General features: G+C 65.4%; 17 protein-coding genes. 13 read left to right on the top strand and 4 right to left on the bottom strand.

Annotation, left to right across the window (positions count from 1 at the left end; genetic code table 11):
• Positions 1-4 precede the first annotated feature (4 nt).
• The 3 genes from SPH52_RS15480 to SPH52_RS15490 all read left to right on the top strand — a co-directional run bounded on the left by SPH52_RS15480 (position 5) and on the right by SPH52_RS15490 (position 3829).
• Entirely contained in the window at positions 5-2026 is a 2022-nt protein-coding gene (locus SPH52_RS15480) for a TRAP transporter permease (protein ID WP_411795938.1), read from the top strand.
• Between the two features lie 121 nt (positions 2027-2147).
• Positions 2148-2657 carry a 5-(carboxyamino)imidazole ribonucleotide mutase gene (gene purE, locus SPH52_RS15485; protein WP_411795939.1) on the top strand — a complete coding sequence of 170 codons (510 nt, stop codon included), beginning with the start codon at positions 2148-2150 and terminating at the stop codon, positions 2655-2657.
• Positions 2658-2692: 35 nt separating this feature from the next.
• Positions 2693-3829, top strand: coding sequence for a 5-(carboxyamino)imidazole ribonucleotide synthase (locus SPH52_RS15490; RefSeq protein WP_411795940.1), 1137 nt, complete (start codon positions 2693-2695; stop codon positions 3827-3829).
• 69 nt (positions 3830-3898) lie between these two features.
• Here the strand turns inward: SPH52_RS15490 and SPH52_RS15495 are convergent, their stop codons facing one another.
• From SPH52_RS15495 to SPH52_RS15505, 3 genes are all read right to left on the bottom strand, one after another.
• The gene (locus tag SPH52_RS15495; RefSeq protein WP_411795941.1) at positions 3899-5920 is read right to left on the bottom strand and encodes a PhoX family protein; all 2022 of its coding nucleotides are present in this window, start codon (positions 5918-5920) and stop codon (positions 3899-3901) included.
• Between the two features lie 93 nt (positions 5921-6013).
• Entirely contained in the window at positions 6014-6577 is a 564-nt protein-coding gene (locus SPH52_RS15500; RefSeq protein ID WP_411795942.1) for a hypothetical protein, read from the bottom strand.
• The gene (locus SPH52_RS15505; protein ID WP_411795943.1) at positions 6574-8013 is read right to left on the bottom strand and encodes an ethylbenzene dehydrogenase-related protein; all 1440 of its coding nucleotides are present in this window, start codon (positions 8011-8013) and stop codon (positions 6574-6576) included. Before SPH52_RS15505 ends, SPH52_RS15500 begins: the two co-directional genes overlap by 4 nt.
• A 168-nt stretch (positions 8014-8181) precedes the next feature.
• Between SPH52_RS15505 and SPH52_RS15510 the strand changes: the two genes are divergently transcribed.
• From SPH52_RS15510 to SPH52_RS15520, 3 genes are all read left to right on the top strand, one after another.
• Positions 8182-9474, top strand: coding sequence for a ferric reductase-like transmembrane domain-containing protein (locus SPH52_RS15510; protein ID WP_411795944.1), 1293 nt, complete (start codon positions 8182-8184; stop codon positions 9472-9474).
• Positions 9471-10313, top strand: coding sequence for a cytochrome b5 domain-containing protein (locus SPH52_RS15515; protein WP_411795945.1), 843 nt, complete (start codon positions 9471-9473; stop codon positions 10311-10313). The genes SPH52_RS15510 and SPH52_RS15515 overlap by 4 nt, the downstream gene beginning before the upstream one ends.
• A 129-nt stretch (positions 10314-10442) precedes the next feature.
• Positions 10443-12797, top strand: a complete 2355-nt coding sequence (locus tag SPH52_RS15520; protein ID WP_411795946.1) for a putative bifunctional diguanylate cyclase/phosphodiesterase — start codon at positions 10443-10445, stop codon at positions 12795-12797.
• A 1-nt stretch (position 12798) separates the two neighbouring features.
• On the opposite strand, the gene SPH52_RS15525 is transcribed toward SPH52_RS15520, so the two are convergent.
• Positions 12799-13599 (bottom strand): TraX family protein, encoded by an 801-nt coding sequence (locus tag SPH52_RS15525; protein ID WP_411795947.1) that lies wholly within the window; start codon positions 13597-13599, stop codon positions 12799-12801.
• Between the two features lie 91 nt (positions 13600-13690).
• Between SPH52_RS15525 and SPH52_RS15530 the strand changes: the two genes are divergently transcribed.
• The 7 genes from SPH52_RS15530 to SPH52_RS15560 all read left to right on the top strand — a co-directional run bounded on the left by SPH52_RS15530 (position 13691) and on the right by SPH52_RS15560 (position 22001).
• Positions 13691-14650, top strand: coding sequence for a LysR family transcriptional regulator (locus tag SPH52_RS15530; protein WP_411795948.1), 960 nt, complete (start codon positions 13691-13693; stop codon positions 14648-14650).
• Between the two features lie 184 nt (positions 14651-14834).
• Positions 14835-15362, top strand: a complete 528-nt coding sequence (locus SPH52_RS15535; RefSeq protein ID WP_411795949.1) for a TRAP transporter small permease subunit — start codon at positions 14835-14837, stop codon at positions 15360-15362.
• Entirely contained in the window at positions 15359-16681 is a 1323-nt protein-coding gene (locus tag SPH52_RS15540; protein WP_411795950.1) for a TRAP transporter large permease, read from the top strand. Before SPH52_RS15535 ends, SPH52_RS15540 begins: the two co-directional genes overlap by 4 nt.
• A gap of 90 nt (positions 16682-16771) precedes the next feature.
• Positions 16772-17830: a TRAP transporter substrate-binding protein gene (locus SPH52_RS15545; RefSeq protein ID WP_411795951.1), complete on the top strand. Its 1059-nt coding sequence runs from the start codon at positions 16772-16774 to the stop codon at positions 17828-17830.
• 90 nt (positions 17831-17920) lie between these two features.
• Entirely contained in the window at positions 17921-19300 is a 1380-nt protein-coding gene (locus tag SPH52_RS15550; protein ID WP_411795952.1) for a glutamine synthetase family protein, read from the top strand.
• 114 nt (positions 19301-19414) lie between these two features.
• On the top strand, positions 19415-20800 hold the full coding sequence (locus SPH52_RS15555; RefSeq protein ID WP_411795953.1) for an aldehyde dehydrogenase family protein: 1386 nt from the start codon (positions 19415-19417) through the stop codon (positions 20798-20800).
• Between the two features lie 19 nt (positions 20801-20819).
• Positions 20820-22001: an iron-containing alcohol dehydrogenase gene (locus SPH52_RS15560; RefSeq protein ID WP_411795954.1), complete on the top strand. Its 1182-nt coding sequence runs from the start codon at positions 20820-20822 to the stop codon at positions 21999-22001.
• The last annotated feature ends 51 nt before the right edge of the window (positions 22002-22052 follow it).

Here is a 22052-nt window from a genome sequence, read left to right on the forward strand (position 1 = left end):
GCGCATGAGCGAATCTGTCAATCCTCCTGTCATCGTACCCGGTGGCAATGCCATTCAGCCCCGACCGATCCTGTGGTTGATCACTCTGGTCGCCGTCGGCTTGTCACTGTTCCAGCTCTATTCGGCGGGCATACAGCCGCTGGGCCTGTTCTACCAGCGCAGCATCCACCTGATGCTGATCATGATGCTGGCGTTCCTTATCTTTCCGGTGTTCGGCCCCCACCGTAAGCGCGGTGTGCTGGGCTGGCTTATCGATGCGCTTTTCCTTGCCGGTGCCGTGATCACCGGTGGCTACCTGGTGCTCTATCTCGACGAGATCGTCACCCGCGCCGGTTTCTGGACCCAGACCGACATCTGGGTTGCGATCATTGCCACCGTCACTGTGCTGGAGGCGAGCCGGCGGGCGGTGGGCATAGGCATGACCATCATCGGCGTGCTGGCGATCGTCTACGCCTTCGCCGGGCCGCGTGGCGAGCTGCCCTGGCTGGGCGAATGGCTGCCCGGCATCCTCAATCACCGCGGCTATGGCCTGGACCGGGTGGCCGGCCAGCTCTATCTCGGTCAGGAGGGTATCTTCGGCCTGCCGCTGGGTGTGGCGGCAACCTACATCTTCGTCTTCGTGCTGTTCGGTGCCTTCCTCGAAAGCACCGGTGCCGGCAAGTTCTTCATCGACATGGCCTACGCCGCCACCGGCCGCCAGCGCGGCGGCCCGGCCAAGGCGGCAGTGATCGCTTCCGCTGGAATGGGCTCGATCTCGGGCAGCGCCATCGCCAACGTGGTGACTACCGGTGCCTTCACCATTCCGCTGATGAAGCGTCTGGGCTACAAGCCGCACCAGGCCGGGGGCATCGAGGCCGCCGCCTCCACCGGTGGCCAGATCATGCCGCCGCTGATGGGCGCCGGTGCCTTCCTGATCGCCGAATACACCAACACGCCCTACCTGGACGTGGTCAAGGTCAGCATACTGCCGGCGATCATGTACTTCTCCACCGTCTATCTGTTCGTGCACATCATTGCCCTCAAGCAGGGCATGCAGGGCCTGCCGCGCAGTGAGCTGCCACAGATGCGCGACGTAATGCGCGAGGGCTGGCACTTCCTGCTGCCGTTGGCGGTGCTGGTATGGCTGCTGGCAATGCACATGTCGCCGATGCGTGTGGGTTTCTATGCGGTGGTGACCATGGTGGCCGTGGCTGCGCTGCGCTATGCGATCTGGTTCCTGTTCGTGGCGCCGCGCCAGGGCCAATCGGTTACCCTGGCCAGTACGGGGCGCGTGGTATGGGCAGGCATCGTCAAGCTGATCGAAGGCCTGGAGCTCGGCGCGCGTAACGCGGTGGCAGTCTCCATGGCCTGTGCCGTGGCCGGTATCATCGTCGGCGTGGTCGGCCTGACCGGCCTGGGTCTCAAATTCTCGGCCATGATGATGGCCTTTTCCGGCGGCAACATCGTGTTGGCGCTGGTGATGGTGCTGCTGGCCAGCCTGATCCTGGGCATGGGCTTGCCCGTTACCGCCAGCTACATCGTACTGATCGTGCTGGTGGGCCCGGCCTTGACCGCCGAGTTCGGCATTCCGCTGCTGATCGCTCACCTGGTGGTGTTCTGGTACTCCCAGGATTCCAACGTCACTCCGCCGATAGCGTTAGCCGGTTTTGCCGGGGCGGCGATCGCTGGCTCCAAGCCGATGGCGACCGGGGTGCAGGCTTGGAAGTTCGCCAAAGGGCTCTATCTGATTCCGGTGTTCATGGTCTTCAACCCCGAGATCATCATGGGAGGACCGATACCGGTTCTGGTGTGGACGGGATTCATCGGGCTATTGGCCCTGGGAGCCTTCGCAGCAGCCCTGGAAGGCTACCTCTTCACCAGGATGTCCTGGCCGGTACGGCTGGTGCTGCTACCGGCGATTGCCGCTGCCTTCTATCCCAACCTGATGCTGGAGATAGCCGGCGTGGCTGTGATGATCCTGGCGCTTGGCGGCAACTGGCTGGTCAGCCGTCGCGAGGCCAAGGTTGCCGGTGTCGGATCGGCCTGAATGCAGCGGTCGCTTTGGTGAGGAAGCGACCGCCTGCCCAGCTGGTCAAGATGACGGCGCCTGTGGGCGCCGTTAGAATACCTGCCCTTCGAATTCTCAGCGCCATTTCCGGGAGCCGCACATGCAGTCCAACGAGCAGCCACGCGTAGGCGTGATCATGGGATCGAAGTCCGACTGGCCGGTCATGGAGCACGCCGTGGCGATGCTCGAACGCCTTGGCGTCGCCTACGAGACCCGCGTGGTCTCGGCACACCGCACGCCGGACCTGCTGTTCGACTATGCCAAGTCCGCTGCCGAGCGCGGCCTGCAGGTTATCGTCGCCGGTGCCGGTGGTGCCGCCCACCTGCCGGGCATGGTAGCGTCGCAAACGGCGTTGCCGGTGCTCGGCGTACCAGTGGAATCCAAAGCGCTGAAGGGGCTCGATTCGCTGCTTTCCATCGTGCAGATGCCGGGCGGCATCGCCGTGGGGACGCTGGCCATCGGCAAGGCAGGAGCCACCAATGCCGGCCTGCTGGCGGCGCAGATCGTCGGCCTGCAGGATGCCCAGGTACGGGCCGCTGTCGAGGCCTTCCGCGCCGAGCAGACCCAGACGGTGCTCGACAACCCCGATCCTCGTCCCGAGGCCGAGTGAGCCAGAGCAATGAGCCAGCGAGAGGAGAAATCGACATGAACATCGGCGTACTCGGGGCCGGCCAGCTCGGCCGCATGCTGGCCCTGGCCGGCTACCCGCTGGCCAACCGCTTCACCTTCCTCGACACCACCGGCCACCCCAGCGCCGGGATCGGTGATGTCATGGTCTACACAGATCAACACCATCTGCTCGACGACTTCCTGGCCAAGGTCGACCTGGTGACCTACGAGTTCGAGCACTTGCCCGTAGCGCTGGTGCAGGCCATCGAGGAGGTCAAGCCGGTCTATCCCTCGAGCGAGGCGATTCGCATCTGCCAGAACCGCGCCGAGGAGAAGGCGCTGTTCGATCGTCTGGGCATCCCGACCCCGGCCTACCGTCTGGTGGAGAGCGCCGAGGAACTCGAGGCGGCAGCCCGTGAACTGGGCACACCGGTGGTGGCCAAGTCGGTCACCGAGGGCTACGACGGCAAGGGCCAGGCAGTGCTGCGCAACCCGACCGAGGCCGCCGAGGCCTGGCGCAGCATCAATCACCCCCGGCTGATCGTCGAAGCGTTCGTTGACTTCGTGCGCGAAGTGTCGATCATCGCCGTGCGTGGACGTGAAGGCGAAGTGGCTTTCTACCCCATGGCCGAGAACCTGCACGTCGACGGTATCCTGCGCTACTCGCTGGCGCCGATGCCGGATCTCGCCGATGAGGTGCAGCAGACCGCCGACGACTATATCCGCGCCCTGCTCGACGAGCTCGACTACGTCGGCGTGCTGACCCTGGAGCTGTTCCAGACCCGTGACGGCAAGCTGCTGGCCAACGAGATGGCGCCGCGGGTGCACAACTCGGGGCACTGGACCATGGACGGTGCCGTGACCAGCCAGTTCGAGAACCACCTGCGTGCGATCCAGGGCCTGCCGCTGGGCGATACCTCGGCGCGGCAACCCACCTGCATGGTCAACGTAATCGGCCAGGAGGGCGACCCGGCGGCGATACTCTCCATCGGTGACGCCCACCTGCACCGCTACGACAAGAGCGAGCGGCCCGGTCGCAAGCTCGCCCACGTCAACCTGCTGGCGCCGAGCCATGGCGAGCTGCTGGAGAAGGTGCGCGTCTGCGCCGGGCTGCTGCCCGAGGCGCCGGAAGCGCGCTTCAGCTTCGAGGATCAGCTCCGTCAGGGCAACTGAATCGGTAGGCCGCAGGACAAATCAGCGGGCCCCTCCATTGGCGGGGCCCGCTGCTTTCCAAGTCACGCATCAGGCGCCGATGATGCCGCCGTCTTCTCTCGTGATGACGAGAGTGGCCGAGCGGGGAATGGCGCTGCCGCCTTGCGGCCAGTGGCTGGCCAGCTCGCCCGCGGCGAACGCCTCGGCCGTGGTGGTGGCGCCCGGGTGCTGCACGTTGACGAACATGGTGCGCTGGTCTGGCGTGGTGATCACGCCGGTGATCTCCTGGCCGATGGGGCCGGTCAGGAAGCGGCGGATCTCGCCGGTCTCAGGATTGGCCACCAACATCTGGTTGTTGCCGAATACCTCATGAATGCCGGTATTCATCACCGATTCGCTGATGTCGGTCTGAATCCATACCCGGCGGTCGGGGTCGATCCATAGGCCGTCTGGCGCAGCGAAGATGGCCTCCTGGCCCAGCGGCTCGCCGGCCAGGTCGCGGCTGCCCTCGCCGTCGCCCGCCAGGACGAAGATATCCCACTCGAACCGCTCGGCAGCATGGGTGCCGTCCTCCAGCCAGCGGATGATATGGCCGAAGTGGTTTTCGGCGCGGGGGTTGGCAGCGTCGCGCTGTTCCTCGCTGCGGCGGGTGTTGTTGGTCAGGGTGAAGTAGACCTGGCCGGTGGCCGGATCCACGGCGCCCCACTCCGGGCGGTCCATCTTGGTCGCCCCGACGTGATCGGCGGCGCTGCGGGTGTTGACCAGGATGTCGGCCAGGTCGGCGAAGCCGTTCTCCGGTGTCAGGCCGTTCGCGCCCGGCGCTAGTGCCAGCCATTCGCCGCTGCCATCCTCGTTGAACCTGGCTACGTAGAGCGTGCCCTCGTCGAGCAGCGAGCCATCGGCGCTGGCGGCCTGATAGGGCCGCGTCGAGACGAACTTGTAGATGTACTCGAAGCGGGCGTCGTCGCCGGAATAGCACACGACCGGCTGACCCTCCACAGCGGGAGCGAAGATCACGCCTTCATGGGCGAAGCGGCCCAGGTGGGTGCGCTTGATCGGGGTGCTCTCAGGGGCGAAGGGGTCGATCTCCACCATGTAGCCGAAGGCGTGGGGCTCGTTGCGGTAGTCCTCGCTGGGCGAGGTGCCGCGGGAGGTGGCGTCGAAGCGCACGAACTCGTCGGCACCGTCTGCCGCCTTGTGCCACTGATAACGGCCCTCGGCGCGGGGCTCGATGCCGTAGCGCGACTGACGACGATCAATTTCGGCATCCTCGTTGGCGAAATAGCCCGACCAGTTCTCCTCGGCAGCCAGGTAGGTGTTCCACGGCGTGACGCCGTGGGCGCAGTTGTTCAGCGTGCCGCGGGTCATGCTGCCGTCAGGGCTGTACTTCGTTACCACGTGCTCGGTGCCGGCCACCGGTCCGGCCAGCTGCATCGGCGTGAGCCCGGTGATACGGCGGTTGAGGCGATCCTCCACCACCTGCCACTGACCGTCGTCGCCCTGGCGTACCCGCACTACCGAAACGCCGTGGGCGTTGAGCTCCTTGCGTACCTGGTCGTCGTCCCGACTGCCGTCCTCGCGTTGCGGGAAGCCCTCGGAGTCGAGCGCCAGGCCCTGGGCTGCCGCGTGCATGAAGCGCGGCTCTACATATTCGTGGTTGAGCACCAGCAGGCCGTCGCGGGAGCTACCCTCGATGGGAAAGAAGTGCATGCCGTCGTGGTGGCTGCCCACCTGGTGGGCTTGATCCTCGCCACTGGCTTGAAGCGACGAGGCCGGCATGCCGCCGCTGATCGGCGTGCCCCAGGGAATGAAAGTCTGCACCCGGTAGCCTTCCGGTACCACTACGCTGTCGGCGATGCCGACCGGAATCGCCTTGAAGCCGATGCTCGGCGCCGAAGCGCTGGTGCCAGCGGCCAAAGCGCGGCCGAAGGGCAGACTGGTGGCCATGGCTCCGGCGACTGCTGCGGCAAGGCTGCCGCGCAGCAGCGTGCGGCGGCTCATGCGCGCCGCGAGGATATCGCCGAAATAGGCATTGCGGGAGGCGTTGCTCGCCGGCTCATCGCCCGCGGCAAGGATCGGGTCGACGTGTCCGGGTTTGTGCAGCTGGTTCATGATCTGCCTCGTGCTGAAAAAAATGGCGAGGCCTGATCTTGCTGGCGGTATGTTTCATCGGTATGAACCAATAAAGACAGTGGCATGACACCATCAGTCGTCTCTGCCACCGGACGGTCGCTTGTGACGATGCCCCAGTACGGCGCAGGCCAGGCCGATCATCGCCATCACTGCCACTACCCAGCCGGGACTGTAGAAAGTGGTATAGACCTCCCAGCCGGTCAGGCGCAGCAATTCGGAGAAGCGTGTCGTCGCGCCGGCCAGATGGCCCCCCAGGGTACCGGTGGTAGCGAACAGCAGCCCACCACTCAGCGCCAGGATCACCAGCACCCAGCGCCGGCTCCCGTCGAAGGCGGCTGCGCCGGCTCGCCATACCAGCACGGTGAGCATGGTATAGAGGCCCAGCGACCACAACGCCATCAGGAGATGGTTGCGGGCCATTGGGCTTGCCAGGTTGGCCGCCAGCGGCCAGACCAGCAGGCCGCTGACGATGGCGGCCAGGGCGCCGAGCAGGCTGAGCACCAGCACCGGCAGCAGGGCGATGCGGCTGAGCTCGGCCAGGCGACCGGGCATCCAGGCCCCGACCAGGATCATCAGAGTGGCCAGCGCCCAGAACGCCTCCGGGAAATGAACGAGCATATGGTGCATACCGGTCATGAGTGGTCTCCTCGGCGGTGCGGGCGAAAGGTGGGCAGTAGAGCGAGGGTCACGCCGAGCATGGCCAGCAGTCCGGCGAAGAGGGTCAGGCCCCACTGGCGGGTAATGGTGTCGTTGAACTCCATCTCCACGCCATAGAGCGCCAGTTGCCTCTCGCTGTGACGGGGCCGGACCGGCTTGCCGGCGGCGATGTCCGGGGCACCGGCATGGGCGCGGCTGATCAGTAGAGGCCAGTCCACCTGGCCCGGGTAGAACAGGGTCATCTCGAACCAGACATCGCCCCAGTCCGGGGCGTCGCCGTCGATGCGCTGGGCCTGGATGTCGGCATGGCGGCCGAGCCCCAGCGAGTGTGGGTGCGAGACGTAGTGCCAGCGACTGCCGGTGGCGTTGCGGTGTACGGCGATGCCGATGTCGTAGATGCCCTGCTCGCGGAAGGCCTTGTCGTCCAGTGGGCTGCCTGTATCCAGGTCACGCACCAGGGTCACGTCCCAGTGACCGTCTGCCCAGCGGGCATCGCCGTGCACGCTGATATCGCTGCGCGAGCCCTCCCCTTCGTCGAGCAGGCGCCGGGGAATGACATCGCCATCTTGCCAGCTATGGTTGGGATCGAATTCGACCGCCATGGCCCGGGAGAGATAATAGAGGCCGTCGAAGTCGATCTGCTCGGCCTGAACGTCCTCCCAGCGCAGCGCATGGGTGCCGGTGGTCTCGGGATCGAACATCCACCGCGGTTGGCTGGTCGCGCCGTCCCAGTTGGTGGTGAAGGGGCCCTGGCCGGCATCTCCGAATCGGTCCTCGCCGACCCACTGGTCGTCGGAGGCACCGATGGGATTGGAGCGCCCGGCCCGCCAGTGCCAGAGGTCGAGGAAGTAGCCGGCCTCACGCTGGGCGGCGAGCGTCTCGGCATCCACCACGCTGCGCCAGTCGGCGGCGTCATGGCGCGTCTCCGGAAGGTGTTTCTGGACCTCCGTCAGACCGAGCGTCTCGCCGAGATGGGGATGGGCGGTAACCTCGGCCGGTGAGGCCGAGTCGGTGAAGAAGCGCATCCGGTCGCCGACGGTGATATAGCCACCATAGCGGCCGAAGTCCGGTACGCCACCATCGTCCACCAGCATGGTGACCCGATCCTCATAGGTGCCGTCCGGGTCTGGCCCGGCCCGTGACGCGCCGTGTCGTACCCAGTTGCCCCCCTCGTAGCGCAGCATGTCGTGATAGACATGGGCGTGCTCGGCGGGCCAGCGGTAGCGGAAGAAGATCCGCTCGTCGTTGTAGGCCGCCTGTACCCGCAGCGGCATGGTCAGCTCATCGGGAATCCAGATGTTGCGCTCGAGGTCATTGCCGATCACCCCGGTGCCCTGGGTGATCCAGGCCAGTCCGAGGGCGATCGGCAGGCCGAGGACCAACCATGAGCCGGTGGCCTTGTCATGACTCGCCATGTGAACTCCTGCATCATGGGGTAAACAGGTGTTTCCTAGTGTCAGTGTGGACGCTGAAAGGTTGATCGACATGATCCAGGTCAAGAGAGGTGTGACAATCGGCCACATAGATTGTATGTGCCGACCGATTCGCAACAATGAGTAGCAGGCGGGGAGCGAGGAGGGGCGATGCGACGTGGGCTGAAATGGGGCGATAGCGTCCTCCTCGTGGTCTTGTTGCTACCACTGGCAGTGGCGCTGCCGCGCTTGGGTGGGCTCGCTGGAGCCCCCGAGCAGTGGCTCACCTGGGTTGGCCGGGGGACCGGTATCCTGGGGCTTTCCATGATGCTTCTGGCCGGCGTGGTGAGTTGCCGTGTGCCGGGCTTCGACAGACCCTTCGGCGGGCTGGCAAGGCTCTGGCGCCTGCACCACTGGCTTGGCTTCGCCGCTTTCATCCTGGTCATGGTGCACGTTCTGGCGCTGGGGCTGGCGGCAGTGCCGTCGTCCCTTGCCGCCGCGGTGGCGACTCTTTTCCCACCGTTTTCCCATGGGGGAGTATGGCTCGGCTGGCTGGCCTGGGTGGCGCTGGTCGTGTTTCTGGCCCCCACCTTCGAGTTCTTTGGCAAGCCCCATTACCAGCGGTGGAAGCGTCTGCACCTGGTTTCGGTGGCGGCGCTGCTGCTGGGGCTTTGGCACGCACTGCTGCTGGCCGGGGAGGCCTGGCCATGGTGGCTGCTCGGCATCGCCGGGCTGGGTGCCATTGGCTGGCGCAAGGGCATGGCACCGCAACGGCGTCACCCCTACCGGATCGAGGAGGTGGTGCCGCTGGCCCGCGACGTGGTGGAACTGGTGCTGCGCCCCGAGGGGGATGGCATTCGCCACGAGGTAGGTCAGTTCGTCTATCTCACTCCGCTGGATGAACAGCTCGCCGCAGGACGCGGCGAGGAGCACCCCTACACCATTGCCTCGGCGCCTTCGGACACTCGGCTGCGTATCGGCATCAAGGACCTCGGCGATGCCAGCCACGCCCTGCAGGCGGTAGTGCCGGAAACACGGGTATTGATCGAAGGCCCCTATGGGGAGTTCTTCGGGCGCCATTTCCCGCAGCGGAACATGCTCTGGCTGGGCGGCGGCATCGGCATCACTCCCTTCGCTGGAGGTGCCCGCGGTTTTACCGGTGAGGCTGGCTTAGAAGGGCATGTCCATTTGTTCTATCTGGCCAACAGCCCGGATCGCGCCTACTACCATGACGACTTCTGCAAGATCGCCGAGCGGAGCGAGGAGTTCACCTATACGCAGCATTACTACCGCGACCGTGGGCCATTCACCGAGGCCTTTCTGCGCGAGCACTGTCCCGATTTCACCGAGCGGGAAATCTATCTCTGCGGCCCACCGGGCATGATCGCCCACCTGCAGCGGCTGCTGGCCGGGCAGGGCATCCCCGCCTCACGTATCCACAGCGAGGTCTTCGACTTCCTATGAACAAGATCGCCTATTCCGTCTTCATTGCCTTCGTGGCCAGTCTCGCCACCTTGGTTTCGATAACCGCGCTCTCGAGTAGCGAGCGTGACACGGCCGGGAATGAGAACCTCGAACCGATAACGTTGGAGCAATTGGCCGAGCACGACAGTGCCGATAGCTGTTGGAAGGCTATCCACGGTCGTGTCTATGACCTCACCGACTACTTCCCCGCTCATCCCACCGATGAGGCCATATTTCTCGAATGGTGCGGCCGGGAGGCCACCGAAGGTTGGGACAACAAGCGCCCAGGGGTGCCACACAGCCCCAGAGCCGAAGCGATGTTGGAGCGCTATCTGATCGGCCGTCTGGTCGATGAGGAAGGCGAGTCGGTCGAGCCAAGCACGGAGGCGCCTGCTGTGACCGATTCCTACAGCAATATCGGCACTGCGCAGGCGAATCTTTCGCCAGCCGAGGACGAACGCCTCGCCCGCGCCTTGCTGGGCCTGCCGCTGGATGGCCACTATCGTGGAGTTTTCACCGATCGTGGCAGCATTCAGGTCAACATCACCTTCGATCTGCGTGATGGACGCATTGAATCGTTGGAATATCGACATCTGACCTATCGAGGCGTGGATTACCTGGCCCTCGAGGAGAGTGACGAGCTGTATCCGGTCATGTCGCAGCACCGCCAGATTGCCGAACGCCTCGAAGGTGAACCGATCACACGAATCTTCGCACTCTATGAGCCGGAACGCATGGTCGATGACGTCGATGGCTATAGCGGAGCCACCTTGAGGGGGGCCAAGGTGATCTCGGCGATTCGCGATGCCTTGAATCGAGGCGTATACGCCTGGCCCTAGATCCATGCTGGTCGAGCCTTGTTGCTGGCGTGTCGAGGCAGCCGAATTGCGTTGAGAGGTTGCCTCGCCAAACTGTGCGGTATCAAGTAAAGATAGAGCTGCGAAAAGACAACATACTCGGACCCCTGCATGTCCTTCCCTCTTCAGGATGAGCAAAGCGACCACGGCGCGGTACCGCTGTCGGACGTTTCCCACCGCCGTCAGCTAGCCCATGAACAGGTGCGCCTGCTCTACGAGCGGCTGTGGCAGCCGGTATTGGCCAGTGTTCTGGCGGCTTGCCTGCTGGTGGGTGCCATGTGGTCGGTCATGCCGCAGAGCTACCTGGTCGGCTGGCTCGGTGCGCTGGTAGCCGTATCGGGCGGGCGCTTGTGGCTGGCCTGGCATTATCATCGCCAACCTGCAAAGCGACGGCGCCAGCGGCGCTGGCTGTACCGCTTTACCTGGGGTGCAGGTCTCGCCGGATGTGTGTGGGGGGTGGCTGGGCTGTTCATGTTTACCATGGAGCACCATGGTCAGCTGGCGGCGCTGGCGATCGTGTTGACGGGCATCGCTGCCGGTGGGGTCACCACGCTCTCTCCGGTGGCGTGGATGGCACCGCTGTTCGTCCTACCCACCATGTTGCCGCTACTGGTTCAGCTGTTGCTGCAGAACACATCCCTCGCTCTGCTGCTGGCTGCCATGATCGTGCTGTTCCTGGGGCTCGTGCTCGTCATCAACCGGCGCCTGCATCGCACCATCTCCGACAACATCGCTCTGCGCCTGATCGTCTCTTCGCGCGAGCGACAACTGCGCGTCAGCGAGGCGCGCTATCGCGCCATCTTCCGCCATACGCCGCTGGGCGTGATGCACTTCGATCGTGAGGGGAGGGTGGTCGACTGCAACGAGATGTGCCTCGACATCCTGGGGACCAGCCGTCAGCGCCTGCTGGGCATGAACCTGTTGACTCAGTTGAACGACGAACGCGTGGTCGGGGCGGTGCGCGACGCATTGGAGAGCGGCACTGGCTACTTCGAGGGCACTTACCGTACCGTGGTCAGCGGCAAGCAGACACCGCTACGCGCTTTCTACAGCGCCCTGCGCAACGAGTCCGGCGAGGTGGTGGGGGGGGTGGCGATCATCGAGGATTTCACCGAGCGCAAGCTGGCGGAAGAAACCATTCATCGTCAGGCCTATTACGATCCGCTGACCGAGCTGCCCAACCGTCGCCTGCTGATCGAGACGCTGGCCTCTACCATTCGCGACCGCCGCGATGACGGCCGCGTCGGATTGGTGATGTTCCTCGACCTGGATCGCTTCAAGATCATCAACGACACCTTGGGCCACGCGGTGGGTGACGAGCTGCTGCGCCAGGTCAGCAAGCGGCTGCTGCTGGGTATCGACAAGGATGCAATGGCGGCAAGGCTCAGCGGCGATGAGTTCGTGGTGATGATGCCGGCCCTGAGCAGCGACCGCGAAGCCGAAGTCACGCGCGCCGAGCACCGCGCCGAGCGCTTGCTCGCGACCCTGCGCAGAGCCTACGACCTGGGCGGGCAGCGTATCAGCGTGACACCGAGCATTGGCTATACCCTCTTTCCCCTGGGCGATGAGGACGTGGGGGATGTGCTGCGTCACGCCGATACCGCCATGTACCAGGCCAAGCTGAAGGGGCGGGCGCAGATCTGCGGTTACGAACCGTCCATGCAGACCCAGATGAGCTGGCGTCTGGAGATGGAACAGGCGCTGCGCCATGCCCTGGCGGAAGACCAACTGAGCATCGCCTTCCAGCCCCAGCTCGACGAACATGAGCGGGTCATCGGTGGGGAGGCGCTGATGCGTTGGCAGCATCCGCGACATGGCTGGGTCTCGCCCGAGGTGTTCATCGCCATCGCCGAGGAGAGCGACCTGATCGTCGAACTGGAAACCTGGATGCTCGACCGCTGCTGCGGGCTGCTGGCACGCCTGCCGGCCGATGTCCTGCCGCGGCTGTCGGTCAATATCAGCGTACGCCACTTCACCCAGCCCGGCTTCGTCGAGGGGCTCATCTGGGTGACCGGCACCCATGGCATCGACCCGTCACGGCTGATCGTGGAGCTGACCGAAAGCATCATGATCGACGGGCTGGAGGATGCCGCCGAGCGCATGCAGGCGCTCAAGCGGCTTGGCGTTCAACTGGCCCTCGATGACTTCGGTACCGGCTTCTCTTCACTGGCCTATCTCAAGTCCCTGCCGCTGGATGAGCTCAAGATCGACCGCAGCTTCGTTAGCAATCTCGATGCCGACGGCAGCGATGCCGCCATCGTCGAGACGGTACTGGCCATGGCCCAGCATCTCGGCATTGACGTGGTGGCGGAAGGGGTGGAGAACGAGGCCCAGTATGAATTTCTGAGGGCGCGCGGCTGCCGGCTGTTCCAGGGCTATCATTTCTACCGGCCCATGCCTGGCGAAGCGTTCGAAGCGCTACTGGCCGGCAGGGAGGTGGAGGAGGCCGGCCAGGGCCATAGCTGATTCAGCCCAGCGCACCGCTGGCCCACAGCCACAGGGCGATCAAGGCGAAGTGGCCGGGATACCATGCCAGCCACAGCCGGCGAGGCATGGCGGCGGGAACGACAGGTGTCAGGCGGTGGGCGCCGGCGGCCAGCCACAGCACCACGAGGCAGGTAGCGACGGTGAATGACTTGGCCATGTCGGAGCTGTTCATCAGACCCGCCACGACCAGCAGTGGCACGGTCATGGCGACGGCAGCGAGGCGCTCGGCAAGCGACTCTCCGGCGTCGTGCAGATGATGCATGGCGAGCATGAACAGCGGGATCAGCAGCAGCCCGCGGTGGCCGTACTCGACCCAGTCGCCGAGCAGGTACCAGACGGCCAGCGTGACGGCAAGCGCCGCACCCAGCCAGGCGCTGCCCAGGCTGCCGCTGCGATGGCGCGCGAGCAGCTCGCGCAGCCAGGCGCCCCAGGCCAGCCCCAGCGCAAGGGTGAAGCAGACGTTGAGTATGAAGGCGTCGGAGGCCCGCGGCATCAGCATGTAGGGCAGCTGGGCGGCGAGCCCGATGACCAGGATACGCCGGGCGTAGCGCAGCGGGTTGCGCGTATTGAACAGGCCGTGCCAGGCGACCATGGCGGCGAACAGCGGAAAGGCGATGCGGCCCAGCGACGATCCCGCCCAGCCGAGTTCCCAACCGGTGGGCAGCACGTAGCGGGTCAGGTGATCGATGGTCATGGTGGCGAGCGCCAGCCACTGGCCCCAGCCGGTCCAGGTGGAAACGGGGCGCCCGGGTACCGCCCGTGCGGCGGCTTCTACTGTCATGGAACCTCCCTGTCGTGCTGATGACAGCCTTCTGACCGGTGCGTTGGGAGGGGAGTTCCAACACCCGGGTGGCGTAAGCGAGGACATACGGATGCGCAGCGGCTTCGGTTTCGATCTTCGCAGCATGGAGATCTTCGTCGAGACCCTGGAGCAGGGCAGCCAGAGTGCGGCAGCCAGGCGGCTGGGTCTCAAGCAGTCCTCGGTATCGCAGAGCCTGGCGAACCTGGAGGAGAGCATGGGCGTGACGCTGTTCAAGCGTCATTCCCGGCCGTTGGAGCCGACCAGCGCGGGACGTTTCTTCTACGACCGTGCCCGCCGCCTGCTCGACGACGCCCGCAATACCCGGCGCGAGCTGGTCAGCGGCGGCTTCGGCCAGCTCCACCAGGTACGCCTGGCGCTGGTCGACTCGCTGGCAACGGCAGTGGGGCAGCCGCTGATCGAACTGATCCGGCGTCATACCCGCGACTATACCCTGACCACCGGGTTGTCGCACATGCACGGCCACTCCCTGTTGACACGCCATGTGGATATCATCATTTCCGATGACCGCCTGGAGAACTACGACGGACTGGAGCGCCACGCCCTGCTGCGCGAGCCCTTCGTGCTGGTGGTACCGCTATCCTGGAACGGCCCGCTGGACAATTTGCGCTGGCTGGCGCGCCACCTGGACTTCGTGCGCTACACGCCGCAGTCGCTGATCGGCCAGGCGATAGAGCGACACCTGCGCCTGAACCAGCTCGAGCTGCCGGCCCGGCTGCATCTCGACAACACCTTCGCCGTGCTGCGCCTGGTCAGCGCCGGCGCGGGCTGGACCGTCACCACGCCGCTGTGCCTCTACCAGGCCGGTCTCGACAGCCTGCAGGTCAAGGTGGCACCACTGCCGCTGGCCCCGTTGAACCGGGAGCTGACCCTGGTTGCCCGCCGCGAAGAGCTGGGCGAGCTGCCCGCCTTGCTGGCCCGTGACAGCCGTCGTCTGCTGGAGCAGCACTTCCGTACCCAGTTGGAGCGGGCGCTGCCCTGGCTCTCCGCCGAGGTCGTCACCTCGACCTGAAACCCTTCCTGCCGATGCTCCCCCAACCATGCACCGCGCGGGTGCGCTGGGCGGCTCGGGCGTGCCGTACCCGGGCAGTATCGATTTCATCGATACTTGAGACGTCGCCGATACCGATGCTTGTTGCGCATTCCTGGATCACGTCCAAAGACTGGAGCGAAACCCAAGCGATCGGTGCTGGATGATGCCAAGAATAATAACGCTCTATGTGCGTTGGGTGGATGCGTTCAACCGGGTGGTGGGGCGCGTCGTCATGTTCCTGATCTTCGTGATGATCGGCGTGCTGCTCTACGCCTCGGTATCGCGTACCGCCTTCAACAGTCCCCTGATCTGGAGCATCGAGGTCTCGCAGTTCATGATGGCCGCCTATTACCTGCTGGGCGGCGCCTACGCCATGCAGATGGGCTCGCACGTGCGCATGGACCTGTTCTACTCGCGCTGGTCCGACCGCACGCGGGCGATCGTCGATGCCATGACCGTCATGCTGCTGATCGTCTTCCTCGGTGCGCTGCTGTACGGCGGCATTTCCAGCACCGAGTACGCCCTGCGCTACGGCGAGAAGAGCTATACCTCCTGGGCGCCGCGACTGGCGCCGATCAAGATCATCATGACCTTCGGCGTGCTGCTGATGCTGTTGCAGAGCGTCTCGACTCTGTTCAAGGACATCGCCCGGGCGCGTGGTGTCTCCCTGGAAGGGGAGAATCTCGAATGAGCTACGAGATGATCGCCCTGCTGATGTTCTCGACCATGATGCTGCTGCTGCTCACCGGGCAGCGGGTGTTCGGCGTGATCGGCTTCGTTGGTGCCACCTCGGCGTTGCTGCTGTGGGGACAGGGTGGCGTGGAGATGCCGTTCAGTGCCGCCATCCAACTGATGAACTGGTATCCGCTGCTGACCCTGCCGCTGTTCATCTACATGGGCTACATGCTCTCCGAGTCGGGCATCGCCAGCGAGCTCTACGAGATGTTCCACGTCTGGATGGGCTCGCTCAGGGGCGGCCTGGCGGTGGGTACCATTGGCCTGATGGTGGTGGTTTCGGCGATGAACGGGCTGAGCGTGGCTGGCATGGCGATAGGCGCCACCATCGCGCTGCCCGAACTGCTGCGCCGCGGCTACGACAAGATCATGGTCACCGGGGTGATTCAGGCCGGAAGCTCCCTGGGCATCCTGGTGCCGCCCAGCGTGGTGCTGGTGCTGTACGGCATGATTGCCCGCCAGCCGGTCAGCCAGCTGTGGCTGGCCGGGGCCATACCCGGGCTGATCCTGGCCGGGTTGTTCGTGCTCTATATCGTCATCCGCTGCCGCCTGCAGCCGCACCTGGGCCCGGCGCTGCCCGCCGAGGAGCGCCAGATGAGCCTGGGCGAGAAGCTCAAGCTGCTGCGTGCCGGCATCCTGCCGCTGCTGATCTTCTTCTTCATGACCGGACTGTTCCTGATGGGCGTGACCAGCCTGGTGGAGAGTTCGGCGGTGGGGGCGGTGTCCGCCACCCTGGCGGCGCTGCTCAAGCGGCGCCTGACCTGGAAGGTGATCGAGAGTACCGTACGCAAGACGCTCGGCATCAGCTGCATGTTCATGTGGATCATCCTCGCCGCGCTGTGCTTCGGCGCAGTATTCGACGGCCTCGGTGCGGTGCGCGCCATCGAGAACGTGTTCCTCGACCGGATCGGCATGAGCCCGTGGCAGATCCTGGTGATGATGCAGCTCTCCTACATCCTGCTCGGTATGTTCCTCGACGACACCGCCATGCTGGTGATCGTCGCACCGCTCTACGTGCCGCTGGTGATCAGCCTCGGCTTCGACCCGATCTGGTACGGCGTGCTCTACACCATCACCGTGCAGATCGCCTACATGACCCCACCGTTCGGCTACAACCTGTTCCTGATGCGCGCCATGGCGCCGCCGGAGATCTCGCTGGGCGACATCTACCGCAGCGTCTGGCCCTTCGTCGGCATCATGCTGATCGGGCTGGCGCTGATCACCATCTTCCCGCAGCTGGCGCTGTGGCTGCCGCAGCTCTATCGCGGCTACTGACCCTGGAGGTGAACCACGCCACGACGACCCAACAGCGATTTTTCTGACAACGCTTTTCCCGAACAACAAGCACAAGGCAGGAGAAGACCCATGACCAATCGTCGCGATTTCCTCAAGAAGGCGGGCCTGGCCACCGCCGCCACCGTGGGGGCCACGACCCTCTCGGCGCCCTACGTGCATGCCCAGTCGCGCAGCCCGATCCGCTGGCGCCTGCAGACCTACGCCGGGCCGGCACTGGCCGCGCATGTCATCAAGCCTTCCATCGACGCCTTCAACAAGGCCGCCAACGGCGAGATGGAAATCGAGCTCTACTACGCCGACCAGTTGGTGCCCACCGGCGAGCTGTTCCGCGCCATGCAGCGTGGCACCATCGATGCCGTGCAGAGCGACGACGATTCGATCAACGCTCCGGTCGACGTCTCGGTGTTCGGCGGCTACTTCCCGTTCGCCTCGCGCTATAGCCTCGACGTGCCGGCGCTGTTTCATCACTACGGGCTCAAGGAGATCTGGGAGGAGGCCTACGGCGAGATCGATGGCGTCACCTGGCTGGGCTCGGGCGCCTGGGACCCGTGCAACTTCGTCACCCGCGACCCGATTCGCAGTCTCGACGACCTGCAGGGCAAGCGCGTCTTCACCTTCCCCACCGCGGGCCGCTTCCTCAGCCGCTTCGGCGTGGTGCCGGTGACCCTGCCGTGGGAGGACATCGAGGTCGCCATGCAGACCCGCGAGCTCGACGGCATCGCCTGGGCCGGAATCACCGAGGCCTACACCGTCGGCTGGGCCGACGTCAGCAACTACTACCTGACCAACAACATCTCCGGCGCCTGGGCGGGATCGTACTTCGCCAACAGCGACCGCTGGAACGAGGTGCCCGAGCACCTGCAGATGTTGTTCAAGCTGTGCATGGACAGCTCCCACTACTACCGCCAGCACTGGTACTGGTGGGGCGAGGCACACTACCGCACCACCGGCGGCAAGCTCGAGCTGACCTCGATTCCCGAGGACGAGTGGCAGCGGCTCGAGGACGAGGCGCTGGCGTTCTGGGACGAGATCGCCCAGGAAAGCGATCGCAGTGCCCGTGTGGTCCAGATCCTCAAGGACTATCGCCAGACCATGCAGCAGGCAGGACCTCCCTACCGCTATGGTTGAAGGAGGTGGGCGGGTGCCTCGGCCGCACCCGCCCTGTCGGCTTGCGCCGGGGCAGCGAACGACAACGACAAGAGGTGCGAGGAAACAGAAATGAGCCGACTCCAGGCAAGAGACATCAAGAACGCCGACGACGCCCGGCGTATCGTCGAGCAGCGCGGGCTCAGTCACGTCAAGGTGGGCATGTTCGACATGGATGGCGTGATGGTCGGCAAGTACATGCGCCGCGACAAGTTCTTCCACGCCTTGAGCGAAGGCTTCGCGTTCTGCGACGTGGTGCTGGGCTGGGACAGCAAGGACGAGCTCTACGACAACGTCAAGTACACCGGCTGGCATACCGGCTACCCGGATGCCGCGCTGCGGGTGATTCCCGAGAGCTGCCGCGAGCTGCCCTGCGAGGGTGACATGCTGCTGTTCCTGGCCGAGTTCACCGGCCCGGCCGAGACGATCTGCCCGCGTGGGCTGCTGCGTCGCGTGCTGGCAAAGGCCGAGGAGATGGGCTTTCAAACCTGCGGGGCGCTGGAGTACGAATTCTTCATGTTCCAGGAAACGCCCGAGTCAGTACGCGAGAAGGGTTTTCGCAACCTCAAGCCGCTGACCCCCGACATGATGGGCTACTCGATGCTCAGGAGCTCGGTGCACGGTGAGCTCTACCACGAACTGCTGAGCATGGCCGAGACGATGGATTTCCCCATCGAGGGACTGCATACCGAGACCGGCCCCGGCGTGCTCGAGGCGGCGATTCGCGTCGACGAGGCGCTGGCCGCCGGCGACAAGGGCGCATTGTTCAAGACCTTCACCAAGGTGTGGGCGCAGCGCCGTGGCTTGATGGCCACCTTCATGGCCAAGTGGTCGCCGGACTACCCCGGCCAGAGCGGCCACATTCATCTCTCGCTCAATCGGCTCGATAGCGGCGAATCGGCCTTCTTCGATGCCGACAAGCCCCACGGCATGAGCGATATCCAGCGCCATTTCGTCGCCGGCCAGCAGAAGCTGATGCCGGAGTTCCTGGCCATGTTTGCCCCCACGGTGAACAGCTACACCCGCCTGATCCCCGGCTTCTGGGCGCCCACCGATGCCACCTGGGGCGTGGAGAACCGCACCACCGCGCTGCGGGTGATTCCCGGGAGTGCCAAGTCGCAGCGGGTCGAGTATCGCCTGGGCAGTGCCGACGCCAACCCCTACCTGGCACTGGCCGCGGCGATCGGCTCGGGTCTGCACGGCATCGAGCACCAGCTCGAGCCGGACGAGGCGGTGACCGGCAACTCCTACGAGCTGGCTCACCCCGAGCATCAGGCGCTCGCCCGTACGCTATGGGATGCCGCCCAGCGGCTCAAGGGCTCCGAGGCGGCGCGCAGCCTGTTCGGCGATGCCTTCGTCGAGCACTTCGCGGCTACGCGTGAATGGGAAGAACGCCAGTTCCGACGCCACATTACGGATTGGGAACTCGACCGCTACTTCGAAATTATTTGAGGCTGGGCCGGCTGCACGACGCCAGCACTGCGTTGGAGCGCCTCGTTCTGACGCCGTTCGCTCGGCCCCGAAAGGTTGGTGAAAGAAACGGATTTGATAGCAGGAGAACGCCAAGTGGCCATACAGAAGACGATTTCTCCGGTCGACGGTTCGGTCTACGTCGAGCGGGAGCTGGCCGACCCGGCGCGGGTCGAGGCAGCGCTGGAGCGGGCGGTGGCGGCGCAGCGCGCCTGGCGCGAGACGAGTCTCGCCGAGCGCGCGCGGCTGTGCTCGAAGATGGTCGATGCCTTCGTCGCCCGGCGCGACGAGCTGGCGCTGGAGCTGACCTGGCAGATGGGGCGGCCGATTGCCGTGGCCGGCGGCGAGATCGGTGGCTTCGAGGACCGGGCGCGGACCATGATCGCAATGGCCGAGGAGGCGCTGGCGCCGATCCGGCTGGCCGACAAGCCGGGCTTCACCCGCTACATCTCCCGCGAGCCGCTGGGCGTGTCGTTCATTGTCGCGCCGTGGAACTTCCCCTTCATGACCGCGGTGAACGCCGTGGTACCGGCGATCATGGCGGGCAACGCGGTGATCCTCAAGCACTCTGCCCAGACCCCGCTGTGCGCCGAGCGCTTCCAGCAGGCCTTCGACGAGGCCGGGCTGCCCGAGGGCGTGTTCCAGCACCTGCACCTCTCCCATGACGCCGCCGAGGCGGTGATCGGCGACAGCCGTATCGCCCATGTCTCCTTTACCGGCTCGGTAGCGGGCGGGGCGATGGTCGAGCGCAACGCCGCCGGGCGCTTCATCGCCACCGGGCTGGAACTCGGCGGCAAGGACCCGGCCTATATTCGTGCCGACGTGAACCTCGGTGAGGCGGTGCCCGGCGTGATGGACGGCGCCTTCTTCAATTCGGGCCAGAGTTGCTGCGGCATCGAGCGCATCTATGTGCACGAGTCGATCTTCGACGATTTCGTCGAGCGTGCCGTGGCCTGGGTGCGTCAGCTGCGGCTCGGCAACCCCACCGACCCCGAGATCACCCTGGGGCCGCTGGTGCGGCCCGCGGCGGCGGACTTCGTGCGCGGTCAGGTCGAGGAGGCGGTGGCCGCCGGCGCCAAGGCGTGGATCGACCCCGGCGACTACCCGCTCTCGCGGCCGGGCAGCGCCTATCTGGCGCCGCAGGTGCTGACCGACGTCGACCACTCGATGAGGGTCATGAGCGAGGAGAGCTTCGGCCCGGTGGTCGGTATCATGCCGGTGGCGAGCGACGACGAAGCCGTAAGGCTGATGAACGACAGCAACTTCGGCCTCACCGCTGCCGTCTTCACCCGTGACCTGGCCGCGGGCGAGGCGTTGGCCGCGCGGCTGGAAGCCGGCACCGTGTTCACCAACCGCTGCGACTACCTCGACCCGGAGCTGGCCTGGACCGGGGTCAAGCAGTCGGGGCGGGGCTGCTCATTGTCCCGCATTGGCTACGAGACGCTGACCCGACCCAAGTCCTTCCACCTCAAACACGCCTGAGCCGGCCCAGGAGAACGTCATGATCCACGACATCAATCACTACACCATGGGCTGGAACTACCCTTCGAACGTCCTCACCGGAGCAGGGCGCATTCGCGACCTGCCCGGTGCATGCCAGGCGCTGGGCATGGGCGCACCGCTGCTGATCACCGATCCCGGGCTGGCGGCGCTGCCGATGGTGCAGGCGTGCGTGCAGGCCTGCGAAGATGCCGGCCTGCGCATTGCCGTGTTCAGCCAGATCAAGGGCAACCCCACCGGGCGCAACGTGCTCGACGGCATGGACGCCTTTCGCAACGGCAGCCACGATGGTGTGATTGCCTTCGGCGGTGGCTCCGGGCTCGACGCCGCCAAGGCGGTGGCGCTGATGGCCAACCAGCGCGACGGGCTCTCGCTGTGGTCGCTGGAGGATATCGGCGACAACTGGAAGAATGCCGATGCCAAGGCCATTGCCCCCATCGTCGCCGTGCCCACCACTGCCGGTACCGGCTCCGAGGTGGGACGCGCCTCGGTGATCACCGACGAGGCGGAGCACGTCAAACGCATCATCTTCCACCCTGGCATGGTACCGGCCACGGTGATCCTCGACCCCGAACTCACCGTGGGGCTGCCGCCGGCGATCACCGCCGCCACCGGCATGGATGCGCTGTCGCACTGCATGGAGGCGTGGTGCTCGCCGCTCTACCATCCCATGGCCGAGGGCATCGCCGTGGAGGGCATGCGTCGCATCGACCTCTACCTGCAGCGCGCCTACAGCGACGGCCACGACCTCGAGGCGCGCATGAACATGCTGGCGGCATCCAGCATGGGCGCCACCGCTTTCCAGCGTGGCCTGGGCGCCATGCATGCCCTGGCACATCCGCTCGGGGCGCTGTTCGATGCCCACCATGGAACCTTGAACGCGGTGCTGATGCCCTACGTGCTGCGTGCCAACGAGCGCGCCATCGGCGAGCCCATGGTGCGCCTGGGGCGCTATCTCAACCTGGACCAGCCGGGTACGACGGCAGTCATCGACTGGGTGCTGGGCCTGCGTGAGCGGCTCGGTATTCCGCATACCCTGGCGGAGGTTGGCATCGATGCGCGACAGGCCGACAAGGTTGGACGCATGGCGGTGGCGGATCCATCGTCTGGCACCAACCCGGTCGCCTTCGATGCCGACGAGTATCGCGGTATCTTCGTTGCCGCCGTGGAGGGGCGACTCTAGGCGTCGTCAGGCATATTTCGGGCGACGCCCTAGAGCTTTATCACGGCGATA

This window comes from Halomonas sp. A29 (genome assembly GCF_046723295.1).
In the GTDB taxonomy this organism is placed as follows: domain Bacteria; phylum Pseudomonadota; class Gammaproteobacteria; order Pseudomonadales; family Halomonadaceae; genus Halomonas.

Bases quoted from the DNA above. Each gene is read 5' to 3' on its own strand.
- SPH52_RS15480 (WP_411795938.1), top strand. From the start codon at position 5: ATGAGCGAATCTGTCAATCCTCCTGTCATCGTACCCGGTGGCAATGCC.
- purE (WP_411795939.1), top strand. From the start codon at position 2,148: ATGCAGTCCAACGAGCAGCCACGCGTAGGCGTGATCATGGGATCGAAG.
- SPH52_RS15490 (WP_411795940.1), top strand. From the start codon at position 2,693: ATGAACATCGGCGTACTCGGGGCCGGCCAGCTCGGCCGCATGCTGGCC.
- SPH52_RS15495 (WP_411795941.1), bottom strand. From the start codon at position 5,920: ATGAACCAGCTGCACAAACCCGGACACGTCGACCCGATCCTTGCCGCG.
- SPH52_RS15500 (WP_411795942.1), bottom strand. From the start codon at position 6,577: ATGACCGGTATGCACCATATGCTCGTTCATTTCCCGGAGGCGTTCTGG.
- SPH52_RS15505 (WP_411795943.1), bottom strand. From the start codon at position 8,013: ATGGCGAGTCATGACAAGGCCACCGGCTCATGGTTGGTCCTCGGCCTG.
- SPH52_RS15510 (WP_411795944.1), top strand. From the start codon at position 8,182: ATGCGACGTGGGCTGAAATGGGGCGATAGCGTCCTCCTCGTGGTCTTG.
- SPH52_RS15515 (WP_411795945.1), top strand. From the start codon at position 9,471: ATGAACAAGATCGCCTATTCCGTCTTCATTGCCTTCGTGGCCAGTCTC.
- SPH52_RS15520 (WP_411795946.1), top strand. From the start codon at position 10,443: ATGTCCTTCCCTCTTCAGGATGAGCAAAGCGACCACGGCGCGGTACCG.
- SPH52_RS15525 (WP_411795947.1), bottom strand. From the start codon at position 13,599: ATGACAGTAGAAGCCGCCGCACGGGCGGTACCCGGGCGCCCCGTTTCC.
- SPH52_RS15530 (WP_411795948.1), top strand. From the start codon at position 13,691: ATGCGCAGCGGCTTCGGTTTCGATCTTCGCAGCATGGAGATCTTCGTC.
- SPH52_RS15535 (WP_411795949.1), top strand. From the start codon at position 14,835: ATGCCAAGAATAATAACGCTCTATGTGCGTTGGGTGGATGCGTTCAAC.
- SPH52_RS15540 (WP_411795950.1), top strand. From the start codon at position 15,359: ATGAGCTACGAGATGATCGCCCTGCTGATGTTCTCGACCATGATGCTG.
- SPH52_RS15545 (WP_411795951.1), top strand. From the start codon at position 16,772: ATGACCAATCGTCGCGATTTCCTCAAGAAGGCGGGCCTGGCCACCGCC.
- SPH52_RS15550 (WP_411795952.1), top strand. From the start codon at position 17,921: ATGAGCCGACTCCAGGCAAGAGACATCAAGAACGCCGACGACGCCCGG.
- SPH52_RS15560 (WP_411795954.1), top strand. From the start codon at position 20,820: ATGATCCACGACATCAATCACTACACCATGGGCTGGAACTACCCTTCG.